Raw genomic sequence first — 19,352 nt, forward strand, 5'->3', positions numbered from 1 at the left:
TAGGGGCGGATCGTGTGTCCGCCCCATCGCCATGCGCCGCATGCATCGGGTAAAGTTGCGATGAACGCGGCGCATGGCGATGCGGTTCACGCCGCATGCATCGCCCGCATCGGATGTGTGTTCGATGACGACGATGATATGCGGCGTGGGCGAGCACCAGGCCCGCCCCTGCACTCGATGAACTATATCGCAGGCATCGTGTGGGCACACGATCTGGGCAATGCGCGCGTGCGGTGCGGGCACGGCGCGGCGACCTCACGCGCTGGCATCCATTGCCACGCCAGCCCTGCGGATGGGCTGGCGTAGCACCGTCTTGAGTTTGGCGGGCGCGGTGCGTCGCACATCGCTCAGATAGATCTCGTGGTGTTTCCCGCCGAAGGTGTAGCCGTTCTGCGGCATCCACTGATCGTGCAGCCGCGCCAGTGTCGGCCCCTCCTCGCTGTAGGGGCCGATGTGCATGATCTGCGCCGAGCAGCCCTCATGGTAGATCTGCTGCCGAATCTTGGCCAGCGCGGGCAGCTGCTTGGCCCGCGCGACCTCGGCGATGGCCTGCTGGGCTATTGCGCCTGCGGCCTGCTCCGGCAGCATGATCATCATCGTCCAGTCCCACGCGCTCTTATCTAGCCCGCTGGTGAAGGCGGCCATATCATCGGCCCACCACAGGCCCTCTAGCGGCGGCACCACATAGTCGTGGCCCGTCTGGGCCTTGCACATGAACTTGACGCGGTAGGCCACGGCGTAGAGCGCCTCTACGGCCTGGGTGTGCGCTGGGGTGTGGTTCGGGTCGCCGTGGCCGTCGATCATCAGAAATGCCATGGGCGGTACATCCACCACGCTGAAGGCGGTGGCGCTGGGCTGGTAGAGCTGCGCGAGTGTTTTGGTGTAGTTGGTTTTCTCCATGGGTGCGGTCGCTTTCTGCTAACGTGGCGTCGTGTTTGGGTGAGATGCCGCCGCATTTTGTGGCGGTGCGGTCGCTATCTCGGCGTATTCCCGCCCTGCCTGCTCAGCATAGGTTGAAATCTGGGCGGCTTCGGCCCTATTTACCCCGGCGTCTTTTGCGATCTTGCGTGCTCTTTTGGCAGTGGGTATACTTGCTGCGCGTGTTGGGGAACTGGGGGGAACTATGGCCACAGCCACGCCAAAGGTTGCGGGCGATGTCTTGATTCTTGACGATGGCGGCGAGCCGACCGCGATTGTGGTCGGCTCGCCCGCGTGGTTCGCGTGGCTTGATGAAGCCAGCGGATTCACCTACCAGGGTGAGCGCGGCAGCTTTACCGCGCGCAGGGAGCCGCGCCAGCGTGGCGGATGGTACTGGAAGGCCTACCGCAGGCGCGATGGCAAGCTGCGCCGCGCCTACCTGGGCAAGGCCCCCGATCTGAGCGCCGAGCGCCTAGCCTCGGCGGCGGCGGCCTTGGCTGGCGTGCCGCCCGCGGCTGCCGCGCCGCCCCCTGCACCCAGCTTGGCCTCCCCCGGCCTGATCTCTACCAAGCTCATGCCCCCGCCCGCTCGTGCGGGCATGCTGCCCCGCAGCCGCCTGCTCGACCGCATGCGCTTGGCGCTCGACCGCCCGCTCACGCTGGTGGTGGCGCCAGCGGGCTTTGGCAAAACCACGCTGGTGGCCTCGTGGCTGCGCACGCTGGGTCGCGATGTGCGCACGGCCTGGCTGACCTTGGACGAGGCCGACAACGAGCCGGTGCGCTTCTGGACCTACTTAGTGGCGGCGCTACAGCAGGTGCGGCCCGGCGTGGGATCCGAGGCCACCGCGCTGCTGCGGGTCGCCCGCCCTGGCATGGTCGATCCGGCGGTGACGGCCCTGATCAACGCGCTGGCGGCCTGCCCGGATGAGCTGGCGCTGGTGCTTGATGACTTTCATGGGATCGTGTCCGAGTCGATCCAGCAGCAGCTCGCCAGCTTTATCACCTACCTCCCCGCGCGTTTTCACCTGGTGATCACGAGCCGCACCGATCTTGGCTTGCCGCTGGCCCGCCTGCGTGCCCGCAGCCTGCTCGGCGAGATCCGCGCCGATGATCTGCGCTGCACTGGCGACGAGGCCGCCGCGCTGCTGCGCCTGCTGCTGGGGCGCGAGCTTCCCCCCGAGTCTATCCACCACTTGGTCGAGCGCACCGAGGGCTGGGTGGCGGGCCTTCAGCTTGCGGCTATCTCCATCCAGGGTCAGCTCGATCCGGATCAGCGCCCTGTGCAGATCGGCGGCGAAGATCGCTATATCTGGGACTACCTGATCGACGAGGTGCTGGCCCAGCAGCCCGCTCACATCCAGCAGTTTCTCCTGCGCACTGCCCTGCTCGACCGCTTCTGCGCCCCGCTGTGCGATGTGCTGCTTCCCGAGGGTGCGCCTGCATCTCAGTCCACGCTTGATCAGGTCGAGCGCTTCAACCTTTTTATCGTGCCGCTCGACCGCGAGCGCCGCTGGTATCGCTACCACCATCTCTTTGCCCAGGTGCTGCGTCTGCGCCTAGCCCAGACCAGCCCTGAACTGCCGCGCAGTATCCATCGAAGCGCTGCCGCCTGGCTGTGGGGCCAGCGCCTGTACGAGGAGGCGCTGCAGCACTGCCAGCGCGCCGAGGACTGGGGCCAGATGGTGCGGTGGGTGGAGCATCTGGTTGAGGATCTGATGATGCGCGGCGAGCTGGCTATCATCATCCGCTGGGCCGAGCTGCTGCCGCCGCAGCAGCTCAAGCGGCGCTACCGCCTGAATATCTACTATGCTGCGGCGCTAGCTATCCTGGGGCGGCTGGAGGATGCCAGCGCCGCTATGGAACACGCGCGGCAGGCCACCGCCTATGCCGATAGCGATCCGAGCTTGGCCATGCGCCCCGGCGAGCTGGAGGCGCTGCAGTCTATTGTGGCTTCGACCCAGGGCAATATGGAGAGCGCTATCGACTATGCTGGCCGGGCGCTCGATCTGCTGCCGCCCCAGCGCAGCATTCTGCGGCTTGGCGCAACCATGATCATGGGCAGCATGCTGTGGATGCGCGGCAAGATGCAGCAGACGGTTGCTTTTTTAGAGGATCGGATGGTCGATGCGGCATCGTATGGCGGCGAGATCGTCTATGCCTGGGTAGATATGCTGATGATCTATGTGTTTCGCTCGCAGGGGAAGATAGCCAGCGCCATACAGAAAGCCCGCCAGATTCTGGCCCCGCTTGATGATCCGAGCTTGCCGGTGCCGATCAGCGCTGGCTTGGCGGCGGCGCAGCTTGCTGAGATCTACTATGAGCAATGCAATTTTTACGAGGCGCTACTGCTGGCGCAGCGCGGCTTTGCGCTGGGTCAGCAGATCGGTAGCACCGAGCAGCAGGCCTTTAACAGCGTGGTGATCGCGCGGGTGTACCAGGCTTTTGGCGATGCCGCCGAGGCGCGCGCGTGTATGGCGCAGGCGGTGCAGTATGTGGCGACTCAGCCGATCGAGTATCGCGTGGCCCAGTCATTTCAGGCCCGGCTGTGGCTGCAGCAGGGCAATCTTGAAGCGTCGCTTGCCTGGCTGAGCGAAGCGCTTCAGCACCCCCTCTTGGTGCAGTACGTGTGGGGTTCCGAGCCGCTCACGATTGCGCGGGTGTATCTGGCCACCGATGCGGCGCGCGCGATCCCGCTGCTCGTTGAGCAGCAGGCCCTGGCTATTCAGGATGGGCGCTTTGGCGAGCTGATCGATGTGCGGGCTTTGCTGGCCCTGGCCTATGCTGCTGTGGGCGAGCAGGAGCAGGCTCTGGACGTGCTGGCCCTGGCCCTGGCGCAGGCCGAGCGTGATAGCATCATGCGCACGTTCCTCGATCTCGGCGATCCGATGCTTGATCTGCTGCGCCGCGCCCGCTCCTGCGGTATCGCACCTGCCTTTGTGGCCCGCCTGCTGGATGTTGCAGCGCTACCGCCACGCCCGGCAGCTGCCGCTGCGGCCCCGCCCGCGCTGCTGAGCGAGCGTGAGCGCGAGGTGCTGCAGCTGGTGGCGATTGGTCAGCCCAATCGCGCCATCGCTGGCTCGCTGGTGATCGCGCCCAGCACCGTGAAGATGCACCTCAAGAATATCTACAGTAAGCTGGGTGTCCATAGCCGCACACAGGCCGTCGCGGCGGCGCGCAGGCTTGGTCTGCTCTAGCGCCAGTTCCCCAACAGCGGCGCTCGCCTTGCGCCATTCCCCGCTACAAACCGCTTTTTGGAGATAGGCGGCTTTTCCACCAAGGGCTAGACTTTCGCCAGTGATGAGCGAGAGTCTAGCCCTTGGGGCGTCTATCGCGCAACGGCTTGCGCGGGCGCTGGGGAGATAGGGGGGTGATAGATGAGAGCACGTATTATCGCAGTGATCCTGCTGCTTGCTGTTGGGGCTGGCTGGTGGTGGTGGGCGCAGAACGCCAATGCCTCGACCCAGGGCCTTAGGATCACCGGCTCGGGGACGGTCGAGGCCGACACTATTGCGATCACCTCCGAGGTGTCAGGGCAGATCCGATCGCTGGCGGTGGATGAGGGGCAGGATGTCGAAATTGGCCAGACCCTGGCCGTGCTGGATACGGCGCTGCTGGATGCCCAGCTTGGCCAGGCCCAGGCCGCCGTGAGCGTGGCCAAGGCAAATCTGGCGCTGGCCAGGGCTGGCGCGCGCCCCGAGGATATAGCCACGGCCCAGGCCCAGGTCGATCACGCCCAGGCCCAGCGCGATGGCGCGGCCAAGGCCTATGAACATGCCCTCACCATCCTCAAGGACCCGCAGGATCTGGATGCCCAGGTGGTGCAGGCCCAATCCCAGCGCGATACGGCCCAGCGCAATCTGGCCCAGCTACGCGCCAGCGCCCGCCCCGAGGATCTGAGCGCGGCCCAGGCCAGCCTGTCTCAGTCCCAGGCCAGCGCGCAGGCCGCCCGCGACAGGCTCTCGGCGGCAAAAACCGATGCTGAGGCCCAGGTGCAGCAGGCCGCCTTGGCGCTGACCCAAGCCCAGGCCAGCTATGCGCAGGCCAAGAGCAACTGGGACTATGTGCAGGAGACCGGCAAAGACCCGATCGACCCACGCGTGACCGACAGCAGCGGTAAGGAAAAAGATAACAAGGTGAGCGACGGCCAGCGCGCGGGCTACTATGCCGCCTATGCCCAGGCCGAGGCCCGGCTGCGCAGCGCCGAGGCGGCGGTGCAGCAGGCCCAGGTCGCCGCCGAGGCCGCGCGCCAGGCCGAGGTCACGGGGGTGCAGCAGGCCGACACGCAGGTGCAGCAGGCCGATGCGGCGCTGGCCAAGCTGCGCAACGGCGCGACCAAAGAGGCGCTGGCGCTGGCCGAGACCGCGCTGGCAAATGCCCAGAAGGCGCTGGATGTGGCCAGGCAGATGCGGGCAAACCCGCTGCAGCTCCAGGCGGCAGCCGACGCGGCCAAGGCCCAGCTTGAGGCCGCCGATGCGACGCTGGCCCAGGCCAAGGCCCAGCTTGAGCAGGCCAAGAGCGGGTCGCGCCCCGAGCAGATCCAGGCCGCCGAGGCGGCGGTGCAGCAGGCCCAGGCCGCCCAGCGCCAGATCGAGGTCCAGATCGCCAAGGCCACGGTTGTGGCCCCAAGCGGCGGGGTGGTGCTCAGCCGCGTGCTGCACGCGGGCGAGCTGGCATCCGCTGGGGCAACCCTGCTCACCATCGGCACGCTCGACACGGTCCACTTGACGCTCTACATTGCCGAGACCGAGATCGGGCAGGTGCGCCAGGGCCAGCGCGCCCAGGTGACAGTAGATAGTTTCCCTGGCCGCGTGTTCGATGGCACTGTCACCTACATCGCCCAGGAGGCTCAGTTTACCCCGCGCAATGTGCAGACAAAAGATCAGCGCACCACCACGGTCTTTGCGGTCAAGGTGACGATCCCCAACCAAGATCACGCGCTCAAGCCGGGTATGCCCGCCGATGGCGTGATCATCGAGTAGCGGTGTGGAGGTAGGTGGAGGGTTGGGTGAGGCAGCTCTGCTGCTTTGCTGTAGAGCGCGTGCGCTGTCTCACCGCCGCTGCCTGCCGCCAGCGTGGCACGGCAATCGATTGGATCGTATGAGCGGCTTCTTTTGTGGATGCGCTGTCAATGGTGCTGTGCGTGAGTATCATTGCAAAAGGCGTGAGTACCTGATTCTCCTACGAATCTATTCGTGCGGCGTGCATGCGTATCGTTGCAGCCTGCGGCAGGTCGTGTGCGCAGATTTTTCACACGGAAACGCGTTGCGGCGGGTCGCGTGCGCAGATTTTTCACACTGAATCGTGTTGCGGCGGGTCGCGTGCGCAGAGTTTTCATACTGAATCGTGTTGCGGCGGGTCGCGTGCGCGGTTTGTAGCAGCCTTTTTATGCTTCGGGTAACCCATAGCTTGTCTTTTGGCAGCTGCGACCAACGTGCGAAGCATAGAGCAGGCAATCGGCAGATGCTGGCCACAAAAAAGATACGCCTGCTTTTTCAATGGGCAAGATCTACAACCGCCTGGAGGGGGAAAAGAAAGCGAGAAAAGCTATGTTCCAACGGATCTGGTCGCTGATCCAAAAAGAGTTTATTCAGGTGGGGCGCGAGAAAGCTACGCTGATCATGCTGCTGATCGCGCCGTTTCTCCAGCTTGTGATCATCGCAAGCTCTATTCATATGGACATCACGCACATACCGCTGATTGTGGCCGATCAGAGTAATGACGCTCGCAGCCGGGCCTATCTGGACGCCATGGTTAGCTCTGGCTCGTTTGATATAGCCGCGCATGCAGCTAGCGAGGATGAGATCATCCGCATGATCGATGCGGGGCAGGCAACTATTGGGCTGGTCATCCCGCCGGACTTTGCGGCGCGGGTCGAGCGCGGTACGGCGCAGGTGCTGCTGGTGATGGATGGCTCAAACGCCTTCTCGGCGCAGTCGGCAGCTAGCGCCGCCGCCGCCATCGCGCAGCAGTATGCCATTGGCACTACCCAGCGCCAGATCGCCCCGCCGCTCACTGCCCATATCACTATTCTCTACAACCCGGCGCTAAAAGATCTGTGGTTCATGATCCCTGGATTGATCGCCAACACGCTGCAGGCCCAGACCCTGGGCTTGACCGCCATGGCTGTGGTGCGCGAGCGCGAGCGCGGCACGATCGAGGCGCTGCTGGTCACGCCCATCCGGCCTATCGAGCTGATGCTGGCAAAGACCATCCCTAATCTGGCCATCGTCGCGTGCAATATCATCACGGTGCTGGTCCTAAGCACCACGCTGTTTGGCGTGCCTTTTGCAGGCAACCTCGGCCTATTTATTGTGCTCTGCTGTATCTACGCGGTCTGTGGGCTAGGGCTGGGGCTGGTGATCTCCACTGTGGCCCAGAGCCAGACCCAGGCGATGCAGTTTACCGTGCTGATCACCTTTGTGGCCATGTTCCTCTCGGGGTTTTTGTTCCCATCCTACGCGCTGCCGCCGCTGCTGAAGGCCCTGGGGTATGTTTTCCCGCTCACCTACTTCATCCCGATCTCGCGGGGCATCTTTCTCAAGGGTGTGGGCATCCCCGAGCTATGGGGGCCGGTGCTGGCGCTGCTTGGGCTGCTTGCCGCCATCCTGTTTGCCAGCGCCAAGCTCTTTCGCCAGAGCCTGGACTGATGGGAGGAATGTGATGAGAAATGCGCTACGTCGTCTTTTTGCCCTGGTGGAGAAAGAGGTGACACAGATGCTGCGTGACCGCCGCTCGCTGGTGCTGCTGCTCTCGCTGCCGCTGGTGCAGCTCTTCCTGTTTGCCTACGCCGTATCGATGACGGTTGATCATCTGCCCACCGCGATTGTCGATCAGAGCGACGATCAGTCCAGCCGCGCCTTTATCCAGTCGCTCACATCTTCGCAGGTCTTCGACTGGACCATCCGCCTGCAGAGCGAGGAGCAGGTGCTCCAGGCCTTGGACCGAGGCCAGGCCAAGGTGGGCGTGATCATCCCGCCCGACTTCGCCGCGCGCACCCAGCGCGGCAGCGCCAATGTGATGATCCTGCTGGATGGCTCGGACTCGTTCAGCGTGCGCACTGGCTACGCCGGGGCCGCGCAGATCGCGCAGCGCTATGCCGCCGACCTCACCGCCATCACCGTGGCGCGGCGCGGTGGCGGCCTGAGCGCCTCGGTAGGCTCTTCGGCGCTGCCGATCACCACCCAGACGCGGATGCTCTATAACCCTGACCAGATCGATAAATGGTTTATCGTGCCTGGGCTGATCGGCCTGATCCTTCAGACATTGGCGGTGCAGCAGGTGGCCCTGATGATTGTGCGCGATCGAGAGACTGGCGCGATCGAGCAGATTCTGGCCACACCTGCGCGTCCCGCCGAGATCGTGCTGAGCAAGCTCATCCCGCTGCTGGTGCTGTGCGTGCTCACCACTTTGGTGGCGCTGGCCGTCGGGGTCTTCTGGTTCCGTGTGCCGTTTCGCGGCAGCCTGCTGATCTATCTGCTGCTCTCGACCCTATTTATTGTGGCTAGCCTGGGGCTGGGGCTGCTGCTTTCGGCGCGCGCCAAGACACAGTGGCAGGCCTACCAGATGAGCGCAATGCCGATGTCGCTGGGCACGTTTATGGGCGGCGTGCTCTACCCGCGCGAGGCGATGCCGATAGGCGCGCAGATCCTCAGCGATATCTTTCCGCTCACCTACTTTGTGCGGATCTCGCGCGGCATTATCACCAAGGGTGTGGGCATGGAGTTTCTGGCGGGCGACACCATCGCGCTGCTGATCTACGCGGTCATCACCATTTTACTGGCTAGCCGCACGTTTCTGCCGCGCCTCGACTAGCCGCAGCGCAGCAAGAGGAGATCTTCGATGCCTTCCTATGATTATGCGATCGAGGCTCGCGAGCTGGGCAAGCGCTTCAAGAACGGCAGGGCCGAGACCGAGGCGCTCGCGCAGCTCTCGCTCCAGGTGCGCGCGGGCGGCACCTACGGCCTGATCGGCCCCGATGGCGCGGGCAAGACTACCGCTGTGCGGCTGCTGCTTGGGCTGCTCAGCCGCACATCCGGCGAGAGCCGCATCCTGGGCTTCGACTCGATGCGCGACACCTACCGCATCCGCGAGCAGGTGGGCTATATCGCCCAGCAGAATGTGCTGCCCGCCGATCTGACCGTGATGGAGAACATGCGCTTCTTTGCCCGCGTGCAGTGCGTCGACGCTCAGCAGCAGCGGCAGCGCATCCCCGAGCTGCTCGACTTCGCCGGGCTGGGCAGCTTTACCGACCGCCTGGCCGGGCGGCTCTCCGGCGGCATGAAGAAGAAGCTGGCGCTGGCCTGCTGCCTGGTGCACGCACCCAAGGTGGTGGTGCTGGATGAGCCAACCCTGGGCGTCGACCCGCTGAGCCGCCGCGAGTTCTGGGGCCTGCTGGGCGACCTGCGCGCGGCCCAGGGCCTGACGATCTTTGTCTGTACGCCCTATATGGATGAGGCTGAGCGCTGCACCGATATCGGGCTGCTCTACCGGGGCCGCATGATCGCCAGCGGATCGCCCCAGCAGATTAAGGCGATGGTCGAGGGGCACCTGATCGAGTTTGCCCCCGCCCCGCTCGCACCCGCGCAGCAGCTGTGCGCTACCCTGGAGGGCGTGCTTGAGACCCAGACCTACGGCGAGAAGCTGCATGTGTTTGTGGATGATCCGGCGCGGCGCGCGGGGCAGATCGCTGCGGCGCTGGCGGCCCATGGTATCGCCCACGACGAGATCCGCCAGATCGAGACGCGGATGGAGGAGGCCTTTATCAGCCTAGTGCGCAGGCAGGCCGATTCCGAGCAGCCGGGGAGGGTATCATGAGCGAGCCGCACCCGATTGTGGTAGAGCACTTGGCGAAGCGGTTTGGCCAGTTCACCGCTGTGGATGATGTGAGCTTTCACGTGGGTGAGGGCGAGGTGTTCGGCTGGCTTGGCCCCAATGGCGCGGGCAAGACCACCACGATCCGCATGCTGCTGGGCCTTCTGCGGCCGACATCCGGCAGGGCCTTGGTGCTGGGATTCGACACCGCGACGCAGGCCAAGCAGATACACGCCCGCGTGGGCTATATGACCCAGCAGTTCACGCTGTTTAACGACCTGACGGCGATTGAAAATATCCGCTTCTACGGGGGCGTGCAGGGCCTGCGCCCCGCCGCGCTGCGCCAGCGCAGCGCTGAGATCATCGCCATGGCGGGTCTGGAGGGGCGCGAGCAGAGCCTTACGGCCACGCTCTCGGGCGGCTGGAAGCAGCGGCTGGCCCTGGGCTGCGCCATCGTGCATCGCCCGCAGCTGCTGTTCCTGGATGAGCCGACCGCAGGTGTCGACCCGACCAGCCGACGGCAGTTCTGGGAGCTGATCTACGCTATGGCGAAGGATGGTGTGACCGTGCTGGTGACGACGCACTATATGGAGGAGGCCGAGCTGTGCCAACGGATCGGCCTGATCTCCCAGGGGCGGCTGGTGGCGCTCGACTCGCCCGCCGCGCTCAAGCGCCAGATGCGCGGGCAGGTGCTGGAGATCACCCCCGCCGACCCCGAGCGCGGTATGCGGCTGCTGAGGGAGGCCCAGCGGGATGGGCGCATCCCGCTGGAAGAGGTTGCGCTCTACGGGGCGCAGATCCACGCTATCACGCCGGATGCGGCGGCGGCGCAGGCCAGCATCCGGCAGCTGCTGGAGTCCCAGGGCATCGCGGTGCGCGGCCTGGTGCCGATCGCGCCCACCCTGGAGGATGTGTTCATCTCTTCGGTGCGCGCGCCACCGCCCTAGTCGGGGATGACGGCGATCGCCTCGACCTCGACCAGCAGCCCGTCGCGGGCCAGCCTGCGCACCTCCACCGCCGAGCTGGCCGGAGGCTGCTGGGTGTTGATGTAGCGGTCGCGGACCGCGCGCACCGCGGCGATCTGACCAATGTCGGTGAGGAAGAAGGTGAGCTTGACCACGTGCGAGAAGTCGGCCCCGGCGGCGGCCAGCGCCTGCGCGATGTTGTGGAACACCTGCTCGGCCTGGGCGGCCATGTCATCCGGCCCGATCAGGTTGCCCTCGGCATCTAGCGGGATCTGCCCTGAGACATAGACCGTGCGCCCGCCGCGCGCCTCGACCGCGTGGCTGTAGCCCATTGGCTTGGGCAGCCCAGCCGGGTTGTAAAAGTTGGCCATGGGTTCCTTCCTTGGGTATGAGGGTTCCGGCGGAAGTATAGCACGCGGCGCGGCGAGCCGGGCGTGTGCCGCCGCTGCCCGTGCACCAGCCCACCCAGCCCTGTGCAAGATGCGCTACAATCGGTGCGCATATATCGCAGATTGACGGTGCATGGCGCAGCCGCGCCACACCAAGAAGGAGCAGACCGTGGAGTACGCCATCACCGCGCCGGGGTTCGAGGGCCGCGATCTCAAGGTGCGCAGCCGTGGGTTTCTGGCTGGGCCCAAGCTGCTGCTGGATGGCCAGCCAGCGCCCAAGGGGCCGAAGCGCAACCAGATGCTGCTGCGCCGCAACGACGGGCAAGATGCAGTGGCCCTGTTCCGCGTGACCAACGTGATCGATCCGGTTCCGCAGGTGGTGATCGATGGCCAGACCATCCAGCCTGCGCCGCCGCTCAAGTGGTACGAGTGGGTGTGGGGCGTGCTGCCGTTCGCGCTGATCGTAGTTGGCGGGCTGCTGGGCGGGCTGTTTGGCGCGGGGGCGGCCTATATCAACGGCTATGTCTTCCGCAGCGATCTGAGCGGCGCGCTCAAGTTTGTGCTCACGGGCCTGATCTCGCTTGCTGCGGTGATCTTCTATTTCCTGATTGCGGTGGGCATCACGCTGCTGCTGAATCGGGCTGGCTAGCAAGCGGCGCTGGCTGGCCGCTGCCATCTTGGGCCGACCTAGCAGCTGCGGCAACCACAGCTGCTAGGCCACGCCTGCAAACATCCTCTTGCCAGCCTATCGAATATCCAAAGAGCTTACTCGTGATTTCTCTGCGCCGCTGGCTGGGCTATGCGCTGCTTGGCCTGTGCTTCGGGGTTGCCGACTGGTATGCGAGGGAGATGCTGAAAGAGGTATTCCCGCCGCTCGGTGTCTTTGGCCTGGTCGTGGGGTTTGCCGCGATGTGGGGTGTGTGGCTGCTGCTAGCGCTGGCGGTGGCCGCCGCTGAGCTGCGGGCTTCGCGGCGGGCGCGCTGGTGTGGGTGCGCGCTATCGCCGTCTAGTATCTGTTCTACGGCTTCTTGCTGGTCTTCGACGGCGAGCCGCCGCTATCACTCGGGTATGCGCTGGGCCACATCGCGCCGCGCGGCTGGGCCGACTGGGCCGAGATTACACGCACGCTCTCGCTGGGCAATATGGTGCGCTGGGGCGCGGTGGTGCTGGGCGTCGGGGCTGGCTTTGGGGCTGCGGCTGCGAGAAAATGGGCGCGCCCACACGTTTAGCACGATGGCACGCTGTGATGCCGGGTACAGCTATTATAGCCAGAGGTGCTACAATATTTAAACGGGGATATTCATGTGATCGGCCTGGAACCTATGCTTGAGATGCGGTCTTTTGGCACACTGCTGCGCCAGTGTCGCGCCGCGCGCGATCTTACCCAGGAGTCGCTCTCCGAGCTGGTCGGATGCTCGCCGCAGACCCTGCGCGCGTTTGAGAGCGGGCGGCGTCGCCCCTCGCGCGAGATGGCGACGCGGCTTGCGGCTGCGCTGGAGCTTCCCCAGGCCGAGCGCGGCGAGTTTGTGCAGCTGGCCCGCGCCCGCGCGCCCCTAGCCCTGGCCGATGCCGGCGCGCCCCTCCCCGCGCTGGCCCTGCCCGATCCTGCTGCCGCCCGCCCCGCCGCCCCCGCCGACGCCCTGATCGGTCGCGGCGAAGACCTGGCCCGCCTAGAGTCGGCGCTGCTGCACGAGCGGCGGCGGCTGGTCACGCTGCTTGGCCCGGGCGGCATTGGGAAGACGCGGCTGGCGCTGCACGCGGTGGCCAGCCTGCCACCGTCGGCCTTCGACATGGTGGCGTTTGTCGCGCTGGCCCCCGTGGCGCACGCCAGCATGCTGGTCACCACCATCGCCGAGGCGGTCGGCTGCGTGATCGCCCCTGCGCAGAACCCCGAGCAGGCGCTGCTGGCCTTCCTGCGCGAACGCGCCACCCTGCTGGTGCTTGACAATCTTGAGCACCTGCTGGTGCAGAGCCAGAGCACCGCCGTGCTGGCCCTGCTCGCCGCGATCCTGCGCGAGGCCCCGCTGGCGCAGCTGCTGATCACCTCGCGCGAGCGCCTGCGCCAGCGCGACGAGTGGGTGATCGAGCTGACTGGCCTGGCGCTGCCCGCCGATGAGCGCGCCCGCTCGATCGAGCGCTCGGCGGCGGTGGCACTGTTTGTCGAGCGCGCCCGCCAGATCAAGTCCGACTTCAAGCTCTCCCCCGCGAACCGCCGTGCGGTGGCCCAGATCTGCCGCATGCTGGGCGGTGCGCCGCTGGGGGTCGAGCTGGCCGCGAGCTGGGCGCACGTGCTCTCGTGCGATGAGATCGCCGCCGAGATCCGGCACGGCGCAGATATGGAGTCGATCTCGGACCGGAGCCTGCCCGATCGCCACCGCTCGCTCCACGCGGTGATCGACCACTCGTGGCAGCTGCTCGGCCCCGATGAGCAGCTGGTGCTGCTGTCGCTGTCGCTGTTTCGCGGCGGCGCGGGCCGCGATGCGATCGCGGCGGTGCTCGGCCCCGAGCCAGGCGGGGGCGAGCGCCCCCAGCGCGCCCTGCTGCCGCTGCTGGCGGCGCTGGTCGATAAGTCGCTGCTGCGCCGCCAGAGCGATGCCACCGGGGCGACCCGCTACGATCTGCACGAGCTGGTGGCCCAGTACGCATCCGCGCGGCTGGCTGGACAGCCGGATGTGGCCGCCGCCGCCGCCGAGCGCCACGCGCGCTTCTACGCTGGCTGGTTGGCCGGGCAGGATGCGGCCCTGAAGAGCGGCGAGCAGCAGCGCGCGGCCCAGGTCATCATCATCGAGATGGAGAATATCCGCGCTGCGTGGGCCTGGGCCTGCCAGCACGGCGACGCACATGCCCTGCGCCAGATGTTCTTTCCCCTCGACTGGCTCTACGAGCTGCGCGGCTGGAATGCCGAGGGCGAGGCCGCCTTTGCGCGGGCCAGCGCCCACCTGCACGGCCCTGTGCTTGCGGGCGTCGCCAGCGAGAGCACACAGATCTGCTACTGGCTGCTGGTGGCCCGCGAGGGCTGGCATGCGCTCCGCCGCGATCCAGCCTACGCCGAGCGCCAGATGCGCCAGGCCGCCGCCGCCATGCGCGGTCTCGACCCCCTGCGGGGGCTGATGCATATTATCAAGGGGCTGGCCTACCTGCAGATCTTCGCTGGCGACTACGCCGATGCCGAGGTGCTGCTGGCTGAGGCGCTGCTGCTGGCCCGTCAGGCTGGCGACGCCTGGGCCGCATCGGTGGCGCTGGTGGTGCGCGGCGTGCTAGAGACGCTGCGCACCGATGCGGCCACGGCCCGCCCGCACCTGCAGGCGGCCCTTGCGGCGGCGCGGGCCGTGGGCGACCCGCGCCACGTGACGCTGACGCTCAACTACCTGGGCCTGAGCGCGTTCGGCCTGGGCCAGTGCGATGAGGCCGAGCGGGCCTGCCGCGAGTGCCTGACCCTGGCCGCCGCCCACCACGATCGCTTCCAGATGTGCTTGGCCCTGCAGACGCTGGGACGCGTGGCGCGGCAGCGCGGCGAGCTTTCCGAGAGCGCCTGGCTGCTTGGCGAGAGCCTCTCCATCGCCCGAGAGATCGGCGACCGCTGGCTGGAGGCGCAGGCCCTGGGGCATATGGCCGATCTGGCCGAGGCGCAGGGCAACCCCCGCCAGGCCCGCCAGCACTATCGCGCCGCCCTTGCGGTGTCGGCGGCGGCTCCGCTGCCGATCGCGCTCGATCTGCTGGTGGCGCTGGCCGAGTTCGAGCTGGCGGCGCAGCCAGCTGCGGCGCTGGCGGCCCTCTGGTATGCGCAGCGCCACCCGCGCGTGCGGCCCCAGGCCCGCAGGCGGGCCATGGTGCACACCGATGCGGCCCCGCCTAGCCCCGCCGCGCTCGCCCTGGCCGATACCTTCTCCCCCGATCAGCCCGCCGCATTGCTGGCGCTGTTCAGCGCGTAGCTGCGGCGCTGCGGCTGTCACGCTGGCTGTCACGGTTTTTGTCGCGCTTGGGCGCTGTTCGCCCACCCCTCCTCCATGGTTTGATAGACGCACAGTCCGTATGCTCATATCACTTGGAGGATCTTGCTCATGGTTCGCCCCTCTCAGCGGCGTCTTTCCCGCGCTGCTCTGCTTGCCCTTACGCTTGCCTGCCTCGCGCTGCTGCTTCCGGCGCGCGCGCTGATAGTGTCTGCCGCCGATGGCGATGGGGGGACAGTCTACCTGCCCCTGGTCTCTCGTGGCCAAGCGCAGACGCCCACGCCCGAGACACCTACGCCCGAGACGCCCACCCCTGATCCGGGCGGGGCGGATGGCGCGCTGTTTCTGCAGCCCACCAAGAAGGTAGGCGGCCCTGCGATACAGGTGGATGCCCAGGGGGGCATGCACGTGGCCTTTTACGACGCGATAACGCTGGCCGAACACCCGCAGGCCACCTACGCCTACTGCCCGCCGCCCGCCGCGCAGTGTGCCGATGGCTCGAAGTGGGCCTCCGTCAGCTTTAGCGATCAGGTGGATGAGGTTCAGCTGCAGCTGACGCCCACAGGCCACCCGCGCATGCTGTTTAGCGTGCACGATACCTCGGGCCTGAGCAAGAGCTATGTCTATGCCGAGTGCGACGCGCGCTGCAGCGCCGATGCGGGTGCCTGGCGGTTTGCCACGGTGGCCTCGCGCGCTGTCGGCTACTGGAGCGTCGGCTCGTACTACCTGCCCAAGCGCGGCTTTGCGCTGGATGCGCAGGGGCGTCCGGCCTTTGTGTACTATGATCGGGACACTACCCCCGAGCCAGATCACACGGGCGGCTACTACTACTCTTGCCAGGCCAAGTGCTCGGACGCCGCGAGCTGGACCGAGGCGCGCTTCACGCATCGGGCGGGGTATTATGATGAGTTGGTGGATCAGCCGGTGCTGCAGTTTACCTCGGATGGCAAGCCGCGTGTGTTTGCGATGCTCTACCCGCTGGATGGGACGGGCGAGAGCGGCCTCTACTACTTCGCCTGCGACAGCGACTGCCAGGATGATGCCAGCTGGCAGCGCACGCTGGTGACGGCGCGCGGCAATGGCCCCTACCCGGCCTGGGATCTGGCGCTTGATGCGCAAAACCGCCCGCGCGCCTCCTTCTTCAAATACGATGCTGACGACGGCAGCGGCGATACGCTCTACTACCTCTGGTGCGATGGCAGCTGCCTCAGCACCGCTGGCTGGCACACGCTAAACCTGAACCTGCCCAAGGGCGAGGGGATCGGGGCTGATATCGAGCTAGATAGCGCTGGCAAGCCACGAATCGCCTATCTGACCAGCGCAGATCTTGGCTACGCATGGTGCGACGGCGGCTGCACCGCTGCAGGCGGCTGGAAGCATGGCTATGCCGATAACGACGATCTGATGAGCGATAGCTACCCGGTGCCGCTGCCCTACACCTGCTCGTCGGGCGTATGGGACAGCTACTCGCCCTCGCTGGCGCTCGACGCCGAAGGCAACCCGCGTATGGCCTACGATGCCAGCTACCAGGCCTACTGTCAGTTTGAAGACCCCGACCGGCCCGGCGAGGTTGAGAACCGCTTCATCGAGGTCTGGCACTCGGCGCGCACGGTCTTTGTGCCGCAGCCCTAGGCCCGGTTTTAATCTGTATCGCGGCGCGCACAAGACCAAAAGTACGAGCATCGTGGTGCATCATTCGCGCTGGGTAGGCGGTGATGCCCACGATGCACGACAATGGGTGCAGGTGTGGAAAGAATGGGGAGTCATTGCCCGCATCAAAGCCCGATACGATGCGGGCGATGTGCATGTGGTAGGCATCGTAGTTGTGCTTCAGATCTGCCTCTGGAGCGGTACAACGGTGGTTCCCCAACCGCTAATCGTATGATGTGAGCATCGTGCGGGATCTCGATGCACAGCTGGCGAAGGCCAGTGCACGGCTGGCGAAGGCCAGTGCACGGCTGGCGAAGGCCAGTGCACGGCTGGCGAAGGCCAGTGCACGGCTGGCGGAAGGCAGTGCACGGCTGGCGAAGGCCAGTGCACGGCTGGCGAAGGCCAGTGCACGGCTGGCGAAGACCAGTGCACGGCTGGCGAAGACCAGTGCACGGCTGGCAGAAGCATATGCGAGCCGTGCGCCATGAGCTGGAGAGCCTGCCGATAAAGCGGGATGATCCTATACTCCAGGCTTGGAACTAGAGTGCGACTCTTCTCGATCCTATTTTATTATTGTTTTGAACATAAAACCTGCTTGTACCGCTGCAACGAGTTATAGTAGGATGTTCCTAACATATAGATGATGTCTTAATGCTAAAAGGAGGTTATCCCAGCCCATCATCTACCCTTGAACCGCCGTTAATCGGATCAACCTCAAGGAGTACGAGCATGTCTTTCTCTATCCCAACCCGATTTGAGCGTGCGCGCACGATTTTTGGCGTGATCGATACCCGCCGCTCGCTGCAGGAACGGCTGGCCACGGTCGGCTACGACGATCCTGTGCTGGCTGCTGGAAAGTCGCTGTATGCCTCGGCCCTAGAGCTACGCCTGCGGCAGCAAGCTGCGCATCTGGTGAAGGTGAATATGACCGAGCGTGCGCGCCAGCTCTACCAGCGGCTGAAGGCCTCTATTCATGACCTTGGCAAGATAGCAAAGGCCATCTTTGCGGGTAATCGCTCTGCCCTGGAGGCGCTGGGATTACAGCTGGGCACCATGAACAACCCGCGCGGCAAGCAGTCGCGCAGGCAGTCGGTGATTGTCGAGCGTGCCCGCAAGCTCTACGATGGCCTGCTGACCCACCCCGAGCTGCTGGCCACGATTGCTGCTGTAGGCTACACCTTTGAGCGGCTGACCGCCGAGCGCGATCTGATTGCCCAAGTCGAGCAGGCTGATATCGCCCAGGAGAGCGCTAAGGCCGATGCTCTGACGGCCTCGCGCGAGCAGAATGAGGCGTTTAAGGCGCTGGATGTGTGGCTGCAGCGGTTTGTCGCGGTGGTTGCCGTTGCGCTAAAAGATATGCCCGAGGAGCTGAAGGCGCTGGGCATCCGGCCAAGCCGCTAGCCGATCTATCGGCGGGGATGTGTGCCCAAGGGGAGGAGCAGCTTGCTCCTCCCCTTGGGCGTGTTTGTGCGCTAGTTGGGTTGGCGGCTGCGTGGGGGGGGCGCACATCCCCACGCGTGCGGGCGGCCTAGTAGAGCAGCTCGATATCGAGCACGTTTTCCAGCGGCTCCCCGGCCAAGAAGCGGCGCAGGTTCTCGCAGAACAGCCGTACGAGGCGGGCGTTCTCGCGGTCGGTGGTGGCGGCGGAGTGGGGCGAGATCAGGACGTTGGGCATGTCCCACAGCGGGCTGTCGGCTGGTAGCGGTTCCACGGCGGTCACATCCAGCGCCGCGCCGGAGAGCTGACCGCGCTGGAGCGCCGCGATCAGGGCTGGCTCATCTACTGTCTGCCCGCGCCCGATGTTGATTAGATACGCGCCCCTGGGCAGCAGCGCCAGCTCTTTTTCCCCAATGAACTTCTCGGTCTCGTCGGTGTGCGGGGCGATCAGGATGAGGTACTCGCTCTGGCCCAGCAGCTCGGGTAGCTGCTGGGCGCTGTAGAGCGCATCCAGGTGTAGCGACGCGGGGTCCACGCCCTGGGTGGTGCGCTTGTTGCCAATCACGCGCATGCCCACGGCCCGCGCCATGCGCGCCACCTGCTTGCCAATGTTGCCCACGCCGATAATGCCCAGCGTGCGGCCCTCTAGGTCGGTCGCGCCGAAGCGCTGCCAGCGGTGGGCGGCCTGGCCCTGTTGGATGGTGCGCAGGTCGCGGCTGGACATAAGCATAGCCAGCAGGCAGAACTCGGCTAGGGGCTGGGCGTGGATGCCGCTGGCGGTGGTAAAAATGGTGTTGGGCATACGCTCGGCCAGGCCGCGCCGCCGCACCAGCTGGCCGATCCCGGCGCTGCTGGCCTGCACCCAGCGGGCTTTGGTGGCGCGCTCGGGCAGCGTGTCGATATGGGTGTAGTCGAAATCGAACAGGATGTCGGCTTGGCCGACCAGCGTGTCCCAGCGCTGCTGCTGCTCGGGGGTGCGCTGCATGGTGTTGGTGTGGTCGGATGCGTAGCGCGGCTTGGGCAGCATGTCCGGCTCGTAGATGACGTGCAGGCGCGGGCTGACGGCGCGGATCTGCTCGACAAACTCTGGCTCGATGTAGCTGGTGATCAGGAGGTTGTAGGTCGCTTCGCTCATGGGCTCCATCTCGTTTCACGCAAAAGAATCGCCGCCGCGGCTGCGTGCGGCACCTGCTCCACAGATCGCCAGTGCGCCATTGGCCTGGCCGGGTGGGT

At 65.9% G+C, this 19,352-nt stretch carries 14 protein-coding genes and 1 pseudogene; 11 read left to right on the forward strand and 4 right to left on the reverse strand.

Annotated elements, in window-relative coordinates; translation table 11 throughout:
* Positions 1–255: 255 nt before the first annotated feature.
* The gene (locus F8S13_21310; protein KAB8141059.1) at positions 256–900 is read right to left on the reverse strand and encodes a hypothetical protein; all 645 of its coding nucleotides are present in this window, start codon (positions 898–900) and stop codon (positions 256–258) included.
* A 223-nt stretch (positions 901–1,123) separates the two neighbouring features.
* Between F8S13_21310 and F8S13_21315 the strand changes: the two genes are divergently transcribed.
* The 6 genes from F8S13_21315 (at position 1,124) to F8S13_21340 (ending at position 10,675) form a co-directional block, all read left to right on the forward strand.
* The gene (locus F8S13_21315; protein KAB8141060.1) at positions 1,124–4,111 is read left to right on the forward strand and encodes a hypothetical protein; all 2,988 of its coding nucleotides are present in this window, start codon (positions 1,124–1,126) and stop codon (positions 4,109–4,111) included.
* Between the two features lie 180 nt (positions 4,112–4,291).
* Complete coding sequence (locus tag F8S13_21320; protein KAB8141061.1) at positions 4,292–5,896, forward strand: HlyD family efflux transporter periplasmic adaptor subunit; 1,605 nt, start codon at positions 4,292–4,294, stop codon at positions 5,894–5,896.
* A gap of 516 nt (positions 5,897–6,412) precedes the next feature.
* Positions 6,413–7,564, forward strand: coding sequence for an ABC transporter permease (locus tag F8S13_21325; GenBank protein ID KAB8141062.1), 1,152 nt, complete (start codon positions 6,413–6,415; stop codon positions 7,562–7,564).
* Positions 7,565–7,577: 13 nt separating this feature from the next.
* The gene (locus F8S13_21330; protein KAB8141063.1) at positions 7,578–8,729 is read left to right on the forward strand and encodes an ABC transporter permease; all 1,152 of its coding nucleotides are present in this window, start codon (positions 7,578–7,580) and stop codon (positions 8,727–8,729) included.
* Positions 8,730–8,756: 27 nt separating this feature from the next.
* Complete coding sequence (locus F8S13_21335) at positions 8,757–9,731, forward strand: ABC transporter ATP-binding protein (protein ID KAB8141064.1); 975 nt, start codon at positions 8,757–8,759, stop codon at positions 9,729–9,731.
* Positions 9,728–10,675, forward strand: coding sequence for an ABC transporter ATP-binding protein (locus tag F8S13_21340; protein KAB8141065.1), 948 nt, complete (start codon positions 9,728–9,730; stop codon positions 10,673–10,675). Before F8S13_21335 ends, F8S13_21340 begins: the two co-directional genes overlap by 4 nt.
* On the opposite strand, the gene F8S13_21345 is transcribed toward F8S13_21340, so the two are convergent.
* On the reverse strand, positions 10,672–11,064 hold the full coding sequence (locus tag F8S13_21345; protein KAB8141066.1) for a RidA family protein: 393 nt from the start codon (positions 11,062–11,064) through the stop codon (positions 10,672–10,674). The genes F8S13_21340 and F8S13_21345 overlap by 4 nt on opposite strands.
* A gap of 151 nt (positions 11,065–11,215) precedes the next feature.
* Between F8S13_21345 and F8S13_21350 the strand changes: the two genes are divergently transcribed.
* The 4 genes from F8S13_21350 to F8S13_21365 all read left to right on the forward strand — a co-directional run bounded on the left by F8S13_21350 (position 11,216) and on the right by F8S13_21365 (position 16,664).
* A complete protein-coding gene (locus F8S13_21350) occupies positions 11,216–11,731 on the forward strand; it encodes a hypothetical protein (GenBank protein ID KAB8141067.1) in 516 nt (171 codons plus the stop codon).
* A gap of 379 nt (positions 11,732–12,110) precedes the next feature.
* A complete protein-coding gene (locus F8S13_21355; protein ID KAB8141068.1) occupies positions 12,111–12,311 on the forward strand; it encodes a hypothetical protein in 201 nt (66 codons plus the stop codon).
* A gap of 93 nt (positions 12,312–12,404) precedes the next feature.
* Positions 12,405–15,014, forward strand: coding sequence for an XRE family transcriptional regulator (locus F8S13_21360; GenBank protein KAB8141069.1), 2,610 nt, complete (start codon positions 12,405–12,407; stop codon positions 15,012–15,014).
* A 129-nt stretch (positions 15,015–15,143) separates the two neighbouring features.
* Entirely contained in the window at positions 15,144–16,664 is a 1,521-nt protein-coding gene (locus F8S13_21365) for a hypothetical protein (protein KAB8141070.1), read from the forward strand.
* A gap of 287 nt (positions 16,665–16,951) precedes the next feature.
* Here the strand turns inward: F8S13_21365 and F8S13_21370 are convergent.
* Positions 16,952–17,188: pseudogene (locus F8S13_21370) on the reverse strand (hypothetical protein).
* A gap of 223 nt (positions 17,189–17,411) precedes the next feature.
* Between F8S13_21370 and F8S13_21375 the strand changes: the two are divergent.
* On the forward strand, positions 17,412–18,083 hold the full coding sequence (locus F8S13_21375; protein ID KAB8141071.1) for a hypothetical protein: 672 nt from the start codon (positions 17,412–17,414) through the stop codon (positions 18,081–18,083).
* A gap of 127 nt (positions 18,084–18,210) precedes the next feature.
* Here the strand turns inward: F8S13_21375 and F8S13_21380 are convergent, their stop codons facing one another.
* The gene (locus tag F8S13_21380; GenBank protein KAB8141072.1) at positions 18,211–19,254 is read right to left on the reverse strand and encodes a D-2-hydroxyacid dehydrogenase; all 1,044 of its coding nucleotides are present in this window, start codon (positions 19,252–19,254) and stop codon (positions 18,211–18,213) included.
* Positions 19,255–19,352: the final 98 nt, after the last annotated feature.

The sequence above is a fragment of the Chloroflexia bacterium SDU3-3 genome (genome assembly GCA_009268125.1).
Lineage (GTDB): Bacteria > Chloroflexota > Chloroflexia > Chloroflexales > Roseiflexaceae > SDU3-3.